Source organism: Pseudobutyrivibrio ruminis CF1b (assembly GCF_000424005.1).
Taxonomy (GTDB): Bacteria; Bacillota; Clostridia; order Lachnospirales; family Lachnospiraceae; genus Pseudobutyrivibrio; species Pseudobutyrivibrio ruminis_C.
In genome coordinates this window covers 1-15,809 of sequence record NZ_AUJB01000017.1, presented here as the reverse complement: position 1 = coordinate 15,809, position 15,809 = coordinate 1, and the positions used below count along the sequence as shown (strand labels likewise).

Below are 15,809 nucleotides of genomic sequence, written 5' to 3'. Positions count from 1 at the left end.
ATTTATGTCAGTTTATGTAGGCGAGTTTATAGGTACTATTTTACTGGTATTACTCGGAGATGGTGTTTGCTGTAATGTTTCATTGAACAAGTCAGGATTCAAGGGCGGCGGAGCTGTTCACATCCTTATCGGTTGGGGAATGGCAGTTATGGTTCCTGCATTTGCAATGAGCAACTTCACAGGATGTCCTTCAGCATTCAACCCTGCAGTTACAATTGGTCTTGCAATCAGAACAGGTGACTGGAGCACAGTTCCTGGACAGATTGTAGCTCAGATGCTCGGTGGTTTCGTTGGAGCAGCTATCCTTATCCTTCTATACAGCGATCACATCAAAGCTACTGCTGAAGATGATGTTGTTAGAGGATGCTTCTGTACAGCACCTTCAATTCCAAACCAGTGCTTGAACTTCCTTTCAGAGTTCGTAGCTACATTTGTACTTGTATTTACACTTGCTCTTATTCCAGCAGGTTCAGATCGTACAGTTTGGGTACTCGTTTACGGCGTAATCGTTGCTTGCGGTGCTTCATTTGGTGGTCTTACAGGATACGCAATGAACGCAGCAAGAGACACAGCTCCTCGTATTGCTTACCTTTGCCTTGCACCAAACTTCGGCAAGAAGAATGGTAACTGGAGCTATGGATGGATTCCAGCTGTAGCACCTATCTGCGGCGGTGTTGTTGCATCACTTCTTTATAATGCACTTGCAGCTGCTCAGATGTTTGGCTAAAATATAAATATAATTAAATAGCGATTCATTGAGGCGAGAGAATAATGAGACTACGGGGGACGTAGTTTATTTCTCTCGCCTTATTTAATAAGTTTTATTAGAAGGAGAAAAAATATGTTGTATGATGTCATAATCATAGGCGCAGGCGTTTCAGGAAGCGCAATTGCAAGGGAACTCTCACGTTTCGAAGCTAACGTCTGTGTTCTTGAAAAGTGTGAGGATGTATGTGAGGGTACATCAAAAGCAAATTCTGCAATTGTTCATGCAGGTTTTGATGCTGCAGCAGGTTCGTTAATGGCTAAATTAAATGTACGTGGAAATGAGATGATGGACGACCTTTGCCGTGATTTGGACATTCCGTTCAAACGAAATGGTTCTATGGTTGTTTGCATCCATAAGGAGGCACTCCCAGGACTTCAGGACCTTTATGACAGAGGCGTTAAAAATGGTGTAAAAGGATTAAAGATTCTTACACGTGAGGAGGCTCTTAAGATGGAGCCAAACCTTTCAGATAATGTTGAGGGGGCTTTATATGCACCAACTGGCGGTATCATCTGCCCATTCAAGCTTTGCATTGCAATGGCAGAAAACGCAAATGTAAACGGAGTCGACTTTAGATTCAATACTAAGGTTGAGAATATTGTAAAAGATAAAGATGGATTATGGCACATTCGCACCAACAATGGTGAGTATGTTTCTAGATATGTAGTAAATGCAGCAGGTGTTTATTCTGGTGTTATCCATAACATGGTTAGCAAGGATGATGATAAGATTGAAATCATTCCTCGTCGCGGAGACTATTGCCTCCTTGATAAGGAAGTGGGTGGTCATGTTAGTCACACAATCTTCCCACAGCCTACTAACCTTGGTAAGGGTGTTCTTGTATCACCTACTGTTCACGGCAATCTTATCGTTGGTCCTACAGCTATCGATATCGAAGATAAAGAAGGTACAAACACAACAGCTGACGGAATCAATGACCTTATTGCAAAGGCAAATGACCACGTAAAGAACCTTCCAATGAGAAAGGTTATCACATCATTTGCAGGCCTTCGCGCGCACGAGGCTCGTCACGAGTTTATTATCGGCGAAGTTGATGGCGCTCCACACTTTATTGATTGTGCAGCCATCGAGTCACCAGGTCTTACATCAAGCCCAGCTATTGGTGAGATGGTAGGAAATATGTTAAAGGATATGATGGGACTTACTCCAAAGGCTAACTGGATTAGCACACGTAAGGATGTTATGAACCCAGCAGACCTTTCAGTAGAAGAAAGAAATGAGTTGATTAAGAAAAATCCAGCATATGGTAACATCATTTGCCGCTGCGAATCCATTTCAGAGGGAGAAATTCTTGATGCAATTCACAGACCACTTGGTGCTCGTTCTCTTGATGGTGTTAAGAGAAGAACACGTGCTGGAATGGGAAGATGCCAGGCAGGTTTCTGTTCTCCTAAGACAATGGAAATTCTTCATAGAGAGCTCGGCCTTAAGTATGAAGAGATTACAAAGAGCGGTGGACGTTCAAACATTGTTATTGAGCGCACCAAGAATCAGAAGGGAGGCGAGCAGTAATGTTGAATTATGATATTGTTATTGTTGGCGGTGGCCCAGCAGGTCTTGCAGCTGCAGTTGCAGCAAGAAACGCTGGTGTAGATAAGATTCTTATTTTAGAGAGAGATAAAGAGTTAGGTGGTATCCTTAATCAGTGCATCCACAATGGTTTTGGTCTCCACACATTTAAAGAGGAGCTTACAGGTCCTGAGTATGCTTACCGTTTCATCGAGAAGGTTCTTGATGCAAAAATCGAGTATAAGCTCAACACAATGGTAATGGATATTTCAGGTGACAGAGTTGTTACAGCCATGAGCCGTGAGGACGGTATGTACCAGATTAAAGCCGGTGCAGTTATCCTTGCAATGGGATGTCGTGAGCGTCCAAGAGGAGCTTTAAACATTCCAGGTTACAGACCAGCTGGTATTTTCTCAGCAGGTACAGCACAGCGTCTTGTTAACATCGAAGGCTATATGCCAGGTCGCGAGGTTGTTATTTTAGGTTCAGGTGATATCGGACTTATCATGGCACGTCGTATGACACTTGAAGGCGCAAAGGTAAAGGTTGTAGCAGAGCTTATGCCTTACTCAGGCGGATTAAAGAGAAATATCGTTCAGTGTCTTGATGACTTTGGTATTCCTCTTAAGCTCAGCCATACAGTTGTTGATATCGAGGGCAAGGAGCACCTTACAGCTGTTACAATTGCAGCAGTTGATAACAAGGGCAAGCCAATTCCAGGCACAGAGGAAAGATATACTTGCGATACTCTTCTTCTTTCTTGCGGACTTATTCCAGAGAATGAGCTTTCGAGAACAGCAGGCGTTGAAATGAGCCCAATCACAAGCGGACCAGTTGTAAATGAGTCCCTTGAGACAAATATCCCAGGTGTATTTGCCTGCGGTAACGTTCTTCACGTACATGATCTTGTTGATTATGTTTCAGAGGAAGCAGACAGAGCGGGACAGAATGCAGCTAAGTTTGTTAAAGGTGAGCTTTCTGATGGTGCAGCTGATATCGAAATCGTTGCAACAGAGGGCGCAAGATATACAGTTCCATCTACTATCAACGTAGACAGAATGGATGACAAGCTTACAGTTCGTTTCAGAGTTGGCGCTGTTTACAAGGATTCATATGTAAGTGTTTACTTCGATGATGAAAGAGTAATGCACAATAAGAAGCGAATTATGGCACCAGGTGAAATGGAGCAGGTTATCCTTCTTAAAGATAAGCTTGCTGAAAAGCCAGGTCTTAAGAAAATTACAGTAAAGATAGAAGCAGAGTAATAGGAGGCAGAAGATAAGATGGAAAAGAGAGAATTAACATGTATCGGCTGCCCAATGGGTTGCCAGATTACAGTAGAACTTGAGGCAGGAGAAGTTGTCTCAGTTACAGGAAATACCTGTAAGATTGGCGAGAATTACGCTAAAAACGAAGTTACACATCCAGAGAGAACAGTTACATCTACAGCTGTTATCTTAGGCGGGGACAAGCCACGTGTATCTGTTAAAACGAAGTCTAATATTCCAAAAGATAAGATCGCTGACGTTATGAAGGAGATTGATGCAGCAGTCATGAAAGCTCCAGTTCATATCGGAGATGTTGTTGTGAAAGATGTCTGCGGAACCGGCGTAGATGTGGTAGCAACAAGAAATGTAGAGGTATTATAAAATGAAATGACTGACACTTGGTGTCAGTCATTTTTGTATTATTCAGAAGAATTATCAAAAGACTTCCTGTTTCGGGACTTGACTATTTGAAAAAAGAGGACTATAACATAGTCGAACACGAGAAACAAACGAAACGCCAATTGAATATCGACATTCCGCAAATTTCCCTGCTCAAATATTTGTATTTTAGGAGGAAGAGACAAATGGATACTTACAAGGTACAAAGACGTGACATGGAAAAGAAAGCAAAGAGGTTGAGAAGAGAGGGCTACGTTACAGGTAACCTGTTCGGTAGAGATATCGAGCAATCAATCCCACTCCAGTTCGAGGTTAAAGAGGCTGAGGCTCTTAGAAAGAGTAAGCACACTCAGATGACCCTTGATTTGGAAGGAAAGAAGTACAATGTGTTATTAAAGGAACTGCATTTCGATGCAGCAAAGCACCAGATTTTAGAGATGGATTTCCAGGAGCTTGTTAAAGGAGAGGTTATCCATGCAACAGCAGAGGTTGTTCTTGAAAACAAGGAAGCTGTTACAGAAGGTGTTTTAGAGCAGTTAGTATCAGAGGTAGCCTACAAAGCTAAGGCCGAGGATGTAGTCGAGAAGATTGAAATAGACTGCAGTTCACTGAGATTGGGTGATACAATTAAGGTTGCAGATTTAGCAATAGCAAAGAACAAGAAGGTTGAAGTAACCACAAGAGCTGATCAGGTAGTTGTTGAGGTTATTGCAGCAAAGAATAAAGTTGCAGATGCAGAGGAAGAAGAGGATTCTACTCAGGCAGCATCATAGAGAGTTATCAATATGGAGTCTCCGCTCGGAGGCTCCTTTTTATATGTATTTTGACAAGTGGGAGTTAGTATGATGAAGTTGCTATCCCAATCCATTTTTAATATACTTATCTAGAAAATAATTCTAGGAGAGTATACATGAAAAAACGAATCATAGGCCTTGATATCCTCCGTGATATCGGTGTCATTTTCATATTCTTTTACCACTTCTTTGTGGAGTACATTGTTACAGCCCAGGGCACAGATAGTGCTATGTTTGGCTATAACTATTTCTTTAATATTCTGGCTCGTCCAGCCAGCCTTTTCCTTTTTGTAATTTCAGGCTATGCCCTTATGTACAATCATGAGGATGAGCTTCCTCTTGGAAAATATTATTTAAGAAGATTTAAGGGACTGTTCATTCCATTTTATGTAGCATACACATTGATGTTTGTGGTTTGTTTTTTAGTAAATAATCAGGTGGTAGGTCACGATCTTCCAATCAGCAGATTCATTTTTACTATTCTTGGTGTAGATGGAGTGGCTCAGCTTGTTACAGCAGATTTTTATCTTATTGGTGAGTGGTTTATGTCCTGCATAGTAATATGCTATGCATTGTTCCCAATCCTTGCCAAGCTACTTAAGAAGTATAAATTCGTCACACTTGGAGTATTGCTTGTATGGTATATTGTGGTGCTTTTGATTTACAATCCATTCCCATTTACACAGCTGATGAATCCATTATTTATCATTGTATATTTTTATATTGGAATGCTTCTTCAACAGCAGTCCGGAGAAGAAAAGATTAACACAAAGCTAAGATTAGTATGTGCAGTCCTTTCAGCACTGATATTTATATATTTCTGCCTCATTGGTTTTGTTCCATCTTTGGAGTGGATGAAGCTAACACAGGAGCAGAATGAGCTTATTTACTTTGCAATCAGCATGACAATGCTTGTTGCACTTCGTGATGTGGAAATCTCATCAGATAAATTCGTATATACGTTAATAACTTACATCTCTGGCATTAGCTGGTATGTAATTTTATTACATCATAGAATAATGATTCTATTCTACTCACACTTATCAGTAGAAGCTTACAATCATCGAGAAATATTTGCGCTGCTCTTAGCGTGCATATTCATCACCTGGTCGGCGTCAATTCTCGTTCGTAATCTTTCATCACGTGTGAAGAAAATTTTTAAATAGGAGTACATCATGGATATTACTAAAAAAATAGCAACTGAATTACAGGTTCGCCCACAGCAGGTTGATGCTGCAATAAAATTATTAGATGAGGGCAACACAGTTCCTTTCATCTCACGATACAGAAAGGAAGTTACAGGCGGTCTTAATGACGAGCAGCTTCGTGCTCTCTCAGAGCGTCTCACATATTTAAGAAACCTTGAAGATAAAAAAGCTACATGCCTTGCTTCTATCGAAGAGCAGGGACTTCTCACAGAAGAGCTTAAAAAGGCAATTCTTGAAGCAGAGACACAGGTAGCTGTTGATGACTTATATCGTCCTTACCGCCCAAAGCGTCGCACTCGTGCAACTATCGCTAAGGAAAAGGGCTTGGAACCACTTGCAAACATCATCATCCTTCAGATGACAGATAAGTCCCTCACAGACGAGGCAAAAGCTTTCCTCAATCCAGAAAAAGAGGTTAATACACCTGAGGAAGCTATTGCAGGTGCCTGCGATATTATCGCTGAAAGCATTTCTGACGATGCAGATTATCGTACCTGGATTCGTGAAAAGACTTTCAAGAATGGCCGTATTGTTTCAAAGGCAAAGGATGCTGAGGCAGAATCAGTTTACGAGAATTACTATGATTATGATGAAGCTATTGCAAAGCTTCCAGGACACAGAATCCTTGCCCTCAATCGTGGTGAAAAGGAGAAGATCCTCAAGGTGAGCATTGAAGCTCCTGTAGAGGATATTCTTAACTACCTTCAGAAGAAAATCATCAGTCGTGATAACGTAAATACGAATCAGGCTCTCATCGATACAATTGAGGATGCATACACAAGACTTATTGCACCTTCAATCGAAAATGAGATTAGAAACAATCTTACTGAAATGGCAGAAGACGGAGCTATCAAGGTATTCGGAAAGAACCTTACACAGCTTCTTATGCAGCCACCTATCGCAGGCCGCAATGTCCTTGGTTGGGACCCAGCTTTCCGTACAGGTTGTAAGATTGCAGTAGTTGATGCAACAGGAAAGGTTCTCGATACTACTGTTGTTTATCCAACAGCACCTCAGAACAAAGTTGAGGAGACAAAGAAGGTTATCAAAGGCCTTATTAAGAAATACAATGTTTCTCTTATCTCTCTTGGAAATGGTACTGCCAGCCGCGAGTCTGAGCAGATTATCGTTGATATGCTTAAGGAGATTCCAGAGAAGGTTGAATACATCATTGTAAACGAGGCAGGAGCTTCAGTTTATTCTGCCAGCAAGCTTGCTACAGAGGAGTTCCCTAACTTCGATGTAGGACAGCGTTCAGCCACATCTATGGCTCGTCGTCTTCAGGATCCACTTGCTGAGCTTGTAAAAATTGATCCAAAATCAGTTGGTGTTGGTCAGTATCAGCACGATATGAATCAGAAGAAATTAGACGAGACTCTTGCTGGCGTTGTAGAGGACTGCGTTAACGCAGTTGGTGTTGATCTTAACACTGCATCAGCATCTCTTCTTGAATATGTATCAGGTATCAACAAGACTCTTGCAAAGAACATCGTTGAATACCGCGAAGCAAATGGACGCTTCAATTCCCGCACTGAGCTCAAGAAGGTTCCAAAGCTTGGACCAAAAGCATTCGAGCAGTGTGCAGGTTTCATGCGTATCATTGGTGGAAAGAATCCTCTTGATGCTACGGCCGTGCATCCAGAGAGCTACGATGCAGCAAAGGCTCTTCTTGAGAAGCTTGGCTTCGATACAAAGGATATTGCAGCAGGTACACTAAAGGATATCCACAAGAGTATTTCTAACATCAAGGCTTTATCCACAGAACTTGGTGTTGGTGAGATGACTTTGGAGGATATCGTTAAAGAGCTTGAAAAGCCAGGTCGTGATCCACGTGAAGATATGCCAAAGCCTATCCTTAAGAGTGACGTTCTTGAGATGAAGGACCTTAAGCCAGGCATGCAGCTTAAGGGTACAGTAAGAAACGTAATCGATTTTGGTGCCTTCATCGATATCGGCGTTCACCAGGATGGTTTGGTACATATTTCTCAGATGACAGACCGCTACATCAAGCATCCTCTTGAAGTAGTTTCTGTTGGTGATATCGTTGATGTTGAAGTTTTATCTGTTGATGAGAAGAAGGGAAGAATCGCCCTCACAATGAAGCTCAATAAAGCTAAGAAATCTTAAAGGTTTAAGTGTTGTAATCCTACACAGATATTAATGCAGGAAATTGTCACAATTATACAAAATAATACTCTCCTAATGGCAAACTGTTGACATTTTTTACCATGACTTCTATACTTTTCATTAGTCGAGAAAAGTAACAGTGAGTTTGCTTTTTAGGAGATAAGGTTTGAGTGAGTCGTTAGGGGTTTCGGCTCACTTTTTTTATGCACAAATATATGATAAACTAATAAAAAATAGGGAGAGTCTGATTATGAACAACATAAAGTTTAGTGTAAAGATTAGCGAGAGAGATTTATACAGATTTAATTTGTTCCACACATACAGATCCAGCCAGGGTATACTTTCGGTGGTGCTATTTGTTCTTTTGATAGCAGTTTGGATTATGCGCTTCCCAGTGCTTTCTCCAATTTATCGCCTATTCTACCCACTCATTGCGGTTATTTTCCTTTTATATATTCCAATGAGTCTTAAGCTCAGAGTCAAAAATCAGATGATGCAGGATGTATTTCAGCACCCACTTACTTATGAGCTTATTGAGACTGGCATAAAGGTTAGCTCCCCAGCATCGGAGGAGCCAGCAGAGCTTCCTTGGGAATACATTTACAAAATTGCCACATGGAAGGAGTATCTTCTTGTATATAGCAACCGTGTAAATGCTTATATCGTACCAAAAGAAGAAATTAAGGATGTATATCCACAGGCAATTGACTACATTAAAAATCACGTAGAGGATTACAAATTACAAATAAAATGATAGAAATATTCGAAACTAATTCACCAGAAGAAACAGATGCTCTCGGCAGAAAGCTTGGCGCTGCAGCCACACCAGGGCAGGTATTTACACTTATCGGAGATTTGGGTGTTGGCAAGACCGTGTTCACACAGGGCTTTGCTACAGGTCTTCAGATTGATGAGGCTATCTGCAGTCCTACCTTCACCATCGTGCAGGTATACGACACAGGCAGATTGCCATTCTACCACTTCGACGTATATCGTATAGGCGATGTGGAAGAGATGGATGAGATAGGTTACGAGGATTATGTTTACGGTGATGGCGTCTCACTTATTGAGTGGGCAAATCTCATCGAAGATATTCTTCCTGAGCACTACACTCAGATTACTATCGAAAAAGATTTAGAAAAGGGATTCGACTACCGCAAAATCACGGTAGAACAGATATAGAATATGAAGATTTTAGGAATAGATGGCTCAGGGCTTGTAGCCTCAGTAGCTATCGTAGAAGACGACAATTTAATTGGCGAGTACACCACAGGTTATAAGAAGACTCATTCACAGACATTGCTTCCAATGCTTGATGAGCTTTCAAAGATGGTAGAGCTTGATCTTAATTCAGTAGATGCCATTGCAGTTTCCGCAGGCCCTGGTTCTTTCACAGGCCTCAGAATCGCATCTGCCACAGCAAAGGGACTTGGTCTTTCGCTTGGATGCCCAATCGTGTCAGTGCCTACAGTAGATGCCATTGCATATAATATGTGGGGAAATGACGGTATTATCTGCCCTATCTTAGATGCAAGACGTGGACAGGTTTACACTGGTCTTTACAAGTTCGAACAGTCAGGTGAATTTACTGTAGTACATCCACAGTGTGCAGTTGATTTCGCTGAGATAGCAGAAAAGATAAATGAAATGGGACAGCCAGTTACATTCCTTGGAGATGGCGTTCCAGTTTTCAAAGATAAGATTGCAGAAATCATTAAGGTTCCATACAGATTTGCGCCAGCACATCTCAACCGCCAGCATGCATCTTCGGTAGCTACACTTGGTGCTATCTACTATGCAAATGGAGATTGCGAGATTGCAGCAGACCACAGACCAGAATATCTTCGTCTGTCTCAGGCTGAAAGAGAGCGTATGGAAAAGGAAGGAAAAGCTTAATGGCTTTTACATATAGATTTGCAAATGCACAGGACCTGCCTGCGATTGTTGAAATCGAAAATGCAGCCATGAGCTGTCCATGGTCCTTAAAGTCTTACGAGGAAGCAATATCCTCCGACCACTCATTTATTATGGTGGCAGAGGATGATGGGCAGATAGCAGCATTCAGTGTTTTCTATCTCACTCCGCCAGAGGCAGAACTTCCAGATATTGTTGTGGACGAAAAATATCGCGGCCAGGGATTAGGTCGTCAGCTTCTTTCCAAAGCTTTGGAAGAACTTGAAAGTCGCGGCATTGACACCATCTTCCTTGAGGTTCGTGTCAGCAACACACCAGCCCGCCACTTATACGAAGGTTTAGGCTTCGAAGAAATTGGCACGCGAAAATATTTCTACAGCGATCCAGTAGAGGATGCTATTTGCATGAAACTTGAAAGGAATATTTAATGTTAGACGTTTGTTTACTAGGCACAGCCGGCATGATGCCGCTGCCTAATAGATGGCTCACTTCATGTTTATTCAGATTCAATGGAGAGGGCTTGTTAGTAGATTGTGGCGAGGGCACCCAGGTGGCTCTGAGAGAAGCAGGCTTCTCACCAAACCCAATCTCTATCATATGTATCACTCATTATCATGCTGATCACATCAGCGGTCTGCCGGGATTGCTCCTTTCCATGGGCAATTCAGACAGAGTAGAACCAATCACCATCGTTGGTCCAAAGGGACTTGAAAAGGTGGTAAATTCTCTCAGGGTAATTGCTCCAGAGCTTCCCTTTGAGATTAAATTTCACGAGATTACAGAAGCGGATGAGCACTTTGAATTATTAGGTTATCATATCCATGCATTCAGAGTTAATCACAATGTACTCTGCTACGGATATACGATAGATATTCCACGAAAGGGGCGCTTCGATGTGGCGGCAGCCCAGGCACTTGGACTTCCAGTTACATTATGGAATCCACTTCAAAAAGGAAAAACCGTGGAACATGAAGGAAAGACCTTCACTCCTGAAATGGTTATGGGAGATGCCCGAAAGGGAATAAAGGTTACCTATTGTACAGATACTCGTCCTACCAAATCACTTGTGGAGGCGGCAAAGGACTCAGATCTTCTTATCTGCGAAGGCATGTATGCAGAGGAAGATAAGTTAGCAAAAGCAAAACAGAATAAGCACATGACCTTCTATGAGGCAGCCCAGGTTGCCAAGGATGCAAATGTAAATGAGCTCTGGCTCACACATTTCTCGCCATCCATGACAGGTCACAAAAGGTATATGAAAGCTGTCTGTGATATTTTTCCACAGGCTAAGCTCGGGGAAGATGGCAAGTTCTTAGAATTGGATTTTGCGGAGGAGTAATATGAAAAAGGTACTGCGAATAGGAATAGCGGTTATCTGTATGGCATGCCTTATTGTGGGCTACTATACCTATTTATCACGCCGTAATGCCACAGCTAAGGCGGATGAAAATGTAGAAATATCCGAAGTACAGACAATCATTTCGAAGAATTTTAGAGATGATTATCCGGGGACGCCTAGAGCAGTAGTAAAATGGTACAATCGAATAATCACAGCTTACTATGCAGAGGAGTATGATCAGGCACAGCTTGAAAAGATGGCAGATCAGGCCAGATTTCTTATGGATGACGAGCTATTGCAATACAATCCAAGAGATACATATTTGGCTTCTCTAAATTTGGAAATACAGGATTACAAGAATCGTTCGAGAACTATCGTTTCTGCTACGGTTAGTGATTCTAAAGAAGTTCAATATAAAACCGTTAATGGATACGAGTGCGCTTTCGTTTCTACTTATTACTTTATCAGGGAAGGAAGCAGCTATGATCGTACCTACGAAGATTTCTGTTTAAGAAAGGATAAAAACGGCAATTGGAAGATCCTTACATGGAGGCTGTCTTCAGAGGATAAAGTAAATGGATACTAAAGAAATAAAAATATTGGCAATTGAAAGTTCCTGTGATGAGACTGCAGCAGCGGTAGTTATCAACGGAAGAGATGTTAGAAGTAACGTGATATCCACACAGATACCACTTCATACACTTTACGGTGGTGTCGTTCCAGAGATTGCATCACGTAAACATATAGAGCGTATAAATCAGGTTATAGAGCAGGCTCTCGAAGAGGCTGATATGGGCCTCGAGGATATGGATGCCATTGCTGTTACCTATGGTCCTGGTCTTGTTGGCGCTCTTCTTGTAGGCGTTGCAGAAGCAAAGGCTATCGCATTTGCGGAGCAGCTGCCTCTCATTGGTGTTCATCATATCGAAGGTCACATCAGTGCCAATTACATCGAGAATAAAGAACTGAAGCCACCATTCCTTTGTCTGGTAGTTTCAGGCGGTCACACACATCTTGTACGCGTGGCTGATTATGGTAAATACGAAATCCTTGGTCGCACCAGAGATGATGCAGCAGGCGAAGCCTTTGATAAGGTTGCCCGCGCTATCGGATTAGGATACCCAGGAGGACCTAAGATTGAAAAGGCTGCCCACGAGGGAGATCCTTTTGAAATTCAGTTTACAAGACCTAAGGTTTCTGACGGAGTTTATGACTTCTCTTTCAGTGGATTAAAATCTCAGGTATTAAATTATATTAATGGTGCCCAGATGAAGGGTGAGGCAGTAAATGAGGCTGATGTTGCAGCGTCATTCCAGCAGACTGTTATTGATACTCTTTGCGAGCATGCGGCACTGGCTATCGACGAATTTGGTATGGACAAATTTGCAATCGCTGGAGGTGTTGCATCCAACCAGACTCTTCGTACCGCTATGGAAAAAATGTGTCAGGAGAAGGGTGTAGAATTCTATCATCCATCACCTGTTCTTTGTACAGATAATGCAGCCATGATAGGTGCAGCAGCATACTATGAGTATCTTGCAGGCCGCCGCGATGGCTGGGATCTTAATGCTATACCAAATTTAAAATTAGGTGAGAGATAATGAATAAGTTTACAGCAATAGTTCTTGCAGCAGGTAGTGGTAAGCGAATGGAACAGGAAATTCCAAAACAATATATGCGTATGGGTGATGCCCCTTTGATGGTTCATTGCCTGCGCACTTTCCAGGAAAGCAAGGTTACCCAGATTGTTCTTGTAGTGGCTCCAGGTGACGTTGAAAAATGCCGGAAGGAGATTATCGAAAGATATCGCATCACAAAGTGCGTTGCCATAGTTGAAGGTGGAGAAGAGCGCTACAATTCCGTTTACGCCGGACTCAAGGCTATTGATGATGGCTATGTGCTTATTCATGATTGTGCACGAGCTTTTGTTTCTATAGATATTATTCATAGATGTATGTCAGCCGTTACTCTTTACGAGTCTTGTGTTGTTGGCATGCCTACAAAGGATACAGTAAAGCTTACAGATGATCATAGAAAGGTTCTTGATACACCAGACAGAAGTAATGTCTGGATAGTTCAGACACCTCAGTGTTTCGAGTACAATCTTATCCGTGGAGCATACGATAAGATTATAGCTTCAGCTGATACATCTATTACTGATGATGCCATGATTGTGGAAAGAGCTACTGATCATGATGTACATATGATTCCTGGGTCTTATTCTAATATAAAAGTAACCACACCTGATGACATTGCTTTTGGTGAAGCGATCCTTAGAAATCAACGTAAAATCTAGTGGTTTAATGGCATAAATAAATGTGCCAGAAAAGTTGGGAAAAACCTAATATTGTCACAATATTTCGAATTCAAAAATTTACAAAAAAACTTCTAATATTTTGTTGACATATAGGTAGACGGATGTTATTATACTATTCGTGTCCGAGAGATACATGCAGAGGTATCGAAGTGGTCATAACGAGGCGGTCTTGAAAACCGTTTGTCCGCAAGGGCGCGTGGGTTCGAATCCCACCCTCTGCGTTAAGATAGGCAATCGCGAAAGCGGTTGCCTTTTTTCGTATATTCGTATATAAAATGTATATTAATATTGCAGGTAAGCTTCTAGCTAACAATCTCCATATACTCTGAACGAAACATATTAGTTGAGGGAAGAGTACTATGGGATTGTTAGTGTAAGAAGCGTTGGTTATATGTATGTAGGAGGTAGTATAATGTTATATTTTTCATGTGATTATGCCGAGGGCTGTCACCCAAAGGTACTTGAAGCTTTAACAGAATCTAATTTGGTTTCTACACCAGGCTATGGTGAGGATCAATATTGCGAGGAAGCTAAAAAGAAGATTCGTGATTATATTAAATGTCCTGATGCTGACATATATTTTCTTGTAGGCGGCACACAGACTAATCAGACTGTAATTGATTCAATGCTTTCTAATTATGATGGTGTGGTTGCGGCATCTACTGGTCATGTGGCTTGTCATGAAGCAGGTGCTATTGAGTACAGCGGTCATAAGGTTATTACTTTACCAGCTCATGAAGGCAAGATTGATGCTGCTGAGTTGAAAGATATGTTAGAGACTCATTATGCAGATGCCAGCTGTGAGCACATGGTTAATCCTGGAATGGTTTATATCTCTTATCCAACAGAGTATGGAACACTTTATTCCCGTAGCGAGCTTGAAGCTGTTTCTTCTATATGTAAGGAATATGATATGCCTCTGTTTATAGACGGCGCTCGTCTTGCATATGGACTGGCTGCTCAGGATGATCTGACCATGGCAGATATTGCTTCCTTTGCAGACGTCTTTTATATAGGAGGAACAAAAGTGGGCGCACTCTTTGGTGAGGCTGTAGTCTTCACAAGGGGAAATACTCCAAAGCATATGATTACACAGATCAAACAGCACGGTGCACTTTTGGCTAAGGGCAGATTGCTTGGAGTTCAGTTCGGTGCATTATTCACAGACGACCTTTATATGGAAATGGGGCGTCATGCAATTAAACAGGCTTCTATAATAAGAGAGGATCTTCGTCATAAGGGTTATCAGCTCTTTATGGAGAACCCTACAAACCAGATCTTTGTTGTAATGGAAAATGAGACCTTGAAAGCATTTGGAGAAAAGGTTGCTTACGGCTTCTGGGAGAAGTACGATGACAGCCATACAGTAATCCGAATTGCCACCAGTTGGTCCACTTCAGATGAAGCTGTAAATGAGCTGAAAAAGATTCTGTGAAAAAAGTGAAAAAATATCTAAAAAGCTGTTGACACATAAGGGGCTGGGTGCTATTATAAACAAGCTGTCGCGTGAGCGAAAACACTTGAAAAAGTGCTTGTAAATACTCACAAAATCAGCTGAAAAAATTTAGTAAAAAGTGCTTGACAAAAAGACATCCACTTGATACTATATACAAGCTGACTCGAGAGAGCATCAGCCCTTGGTTTTCCTGAGAAAGTCAAGAAAAATTAATTAAAAAAGTTGTTGACAAACAGCCGACATCGTGATACTATAAACGAGTTGCTGCTGAGAGCAACAATAAAGCGAAGATTGATAACTGAACAGTGAAACAAACCTTGAATTAATACAGTTTTATTTAAAACATGTATCCTTGAAATTCATTTAGTTTCTAAGACGAAATAAAAACCTTTATTAGTAAACAAGTCAGTTTTATACTGATTCGGAATTAAACTTTTTAACATGAGAGTTTGATCCTGGCTCAGGATGAACGCTGGCGGCGTGCTTAACACATGCAAGTCGAACGAAGCAATTTCTTACGATCCCTTCGGGGTGACGAGTTATTGACTGAGTGGCGGACGGGTGAGTAACGCGTGGGTAACCTGCCTTGTACAGGGGGACAACAGTTGGAAACGACTGCTAATACCGCATAAGCGCACAGCATCGCATGATGCAGTGTGAAAAGTTTTTTCGGTACAAGATGGACCCG

The 15,809-nt window shown here is 41.6% G+C and carries 16 protein-coding genes, 1 tRNA gene and 1 rRNA gene; all 18 read left to right on the top strand.

From position 1 onward, the window contains the following. Positions 1-4 precede the first annotated feature (4 nt). A complete protein-coding gene (locus G592_RS0113525; protein ID WP_028248286.1) occupies positions 5-727 on the top strand; it encodes an MIP/aquaporin family protein in 723 nt (240 codons plus the stop codon). A gap of 117 nt (positions 728-844) precedes the next feature. Beyond that, positions 845-2,302 carry an NAD(P)/FAD-dependent oxidoreductase gene (locus G592_RS0113520; RefSeq protein ID WP_028248285.1) on the top strand — a complete coding sequence of 486 codons (1,458 nt, stop codon included), beginning with the start codon at positions 845-847 and terminating at the stop codon, positions 2,300-2,302. Further along, on the top strand, positions 2,302-3,564 hold the full coding sequence (locus G592_RS0113515) for an NAD(P)/FAD-dependent oxidoreductase (protein WP_028248284.1): 1,263 nt from the start codon (positions 2,302-2,304) through the stop codon (positions 3,562-3,564). Before G592_RS0113520 ends, G592_RS0113515 begins: the two co-directional genes overlap by 1 nt. 18 nt (positions 3,565-3,582) lie before the next feature. Beyond that, positions 3,583-3,948, top strand: a complete 366-nt coding sequence (locus tag G592_RS0113510) for a DUF1667 domain-containing protein (protein WP_028248283.1) — start codon at positions 3,583-3,585, stop codon at positions 3,946-3,948. A gap of 203 nt (positions 3,949-4,151) precedes the next feature. Continuing rightward, the gene (locus G592_RS0113505) at positions 4,152-4,739 is read left to right on the top strand and encodes a 50S ribosomal protein L25 (RefSeq protein ID WP_036953091.1); all 588 of its coding nucleotides are present in this window, start codon (positions 4,152-4,154) and stop codon (positions 4,737-4,739) included. 137 nt (positions 4,740-4,876) lie between these two features. After that, positions 4,877-5,926 carry an acyltransferase family protein gene (locus G592_RS0113500; RefSeq protein ID WP_028248281.1) on the top strand — a complete coding sequence of 350 codons (1,050 nt, stop codon included), beginning with the start codon at positions 4,877-4,879 and terminating at the stop codon, positions 5,924-5,926. A gap of 9 nt (positions 5,927-5,935) precedes the next feature. Then, positions 5,936-8,095 (top strand): Tex family protein, encoded by a 2,160-nt coding sequence (locus G592_RS0113495; protein WP_028248280.1) that lies wholly within the window; start codon positions 5,936-5,938, stop codon positions 8,093-8,095. A 250-nt stretch (positions 8,096-8,345) separates the two neighbouring features. Then, entirely contained in the window at positions 8,346-8,849 is a 504-nt protein-coding gene (locus G592_RS0113490; RefSeq protein ID WP_036953088.1) for a YcxB family protein, read from the top strand. Continuing rightward, positions 8,846-9,277 carry a tRNA (adenosine(37)-N6)-threonylcarbamoyltransferase complex ATPase subunit type 1 TsaE gene (gene tsaE, locus G592_RS0113485; protein ID WP_028248278.1) on the top strand — a complete coding sequence of 144 codons (432 nt, stop codon included), beginning with the start codon at positions 8,846-8,848 and terminating at the stop codon, positions 9,275-9,277. Before G592_RS0113490 ends, tsaE begins: the two co-directional genes overlap by 4 nt. 3 nt (positions 9,278-9,280) lie before the next feature. Then, on the top strand, positions 9,281-9,991 hold the full coding sequence (gene tsaB / locus G592_RS0113480; RefSeq protein ID WP_028248277.1) for a tRNA (adenosine(37)-N6)-threonylcarbamoyltransferase complex dimerization subunit type 1 TsaB: 711 nt from the start codon (positions 9,281-9,283) through the stop codon (positions 9,989-9,991). After that, a complete protein-coding gene (gene rimI / locus G592_RS0113475) occupies positions 9,991-10,437 on the top strand; it encodes a ribosomal protein S18-alanine N-acetyltransferase (protein WP_028248276.1) in 447 nt (148 codons plus the stop codon). The genes tsaB and rimI overlap by 1 nt, the downstream gene beginning before the upstream one ends. Next, entirely contained in the window at positions 10,437-11,348 is a 912-nt protein-coding gene (locus G592_RS0113470) for a ribonuclease Z (protein ID WP_028248275.1), read from the top strand. The genes rimI and G592_RS0113470 overlap by 1 nt, the downstream gene beginning before the upstream one ends. A 1-nt stretch (position 11,349) precedes the next feature. Next, complete coding sequence (locus tag G592_RS0113465) at positions 11,350-11,934, top strand: DUF6715 family protein (protein ID WP_028248274.1); 585 nt, start codon at positions 11,350-11,352, stop codon at positions 11,932-11,934. Continuing rightward, positions 11,924-12,949: a tRNA (adenosine(37)-N6)-threonylcarbamoyltransferase complex transferase subunit TsaD gene (gene tsaD, locus G592_RS0113460; RefSeq protein ID WP_028248273.1), complete on the top strand. Its 1,026-nt coding sequence runs from the start codon at positions 11,924-11,926 to the stop codon at positions 12,947-12,949. The genes G592_RS0113465 and tsaD overlap by 11 nt, the downstream gene beginning before the upstream one ends. Beyond that, positions 12,949-13,644, top strand: coding sequence for a 2-C-methyl-D-erythritol 4-phosphate cytidylyltransferase (gene ispD / locus G592_RS0113455; protein ID WP_028248272.1), 696 nt, complete (start codon positions 12,949-12,951; stop codon positions 13,642-13,644). Before tsaD ends, ispD begins: the two co-directional genes overlap by 1 nt. Before the next feature lie 156 nt (positions 13,645-13,800). Then, positions 13,801-13,886 (top strand) — tRNA-Ser (locus G592_RS0113450). 191 nt (positions 13,887-14,077) lie between these two features. Beyond that, positions 14,078-15,100 (top strand): threonine aldolase family protein, encoded by a 1,023-nt coding sequence (locus G592_RS0113445; protein WP_028248271.1) that lies wholly within the window; start codon positions 14,078-14,080, stop codon positions 15,098-15,100. A gap of 458 nt (positions 15,101-15,558) precedes the next feature. Then, a 16S ribosomal RNA gene (locus tag G592_RS0113440) occupies positions 15,559-15,809 on the top strand; the annotation flags it as partial.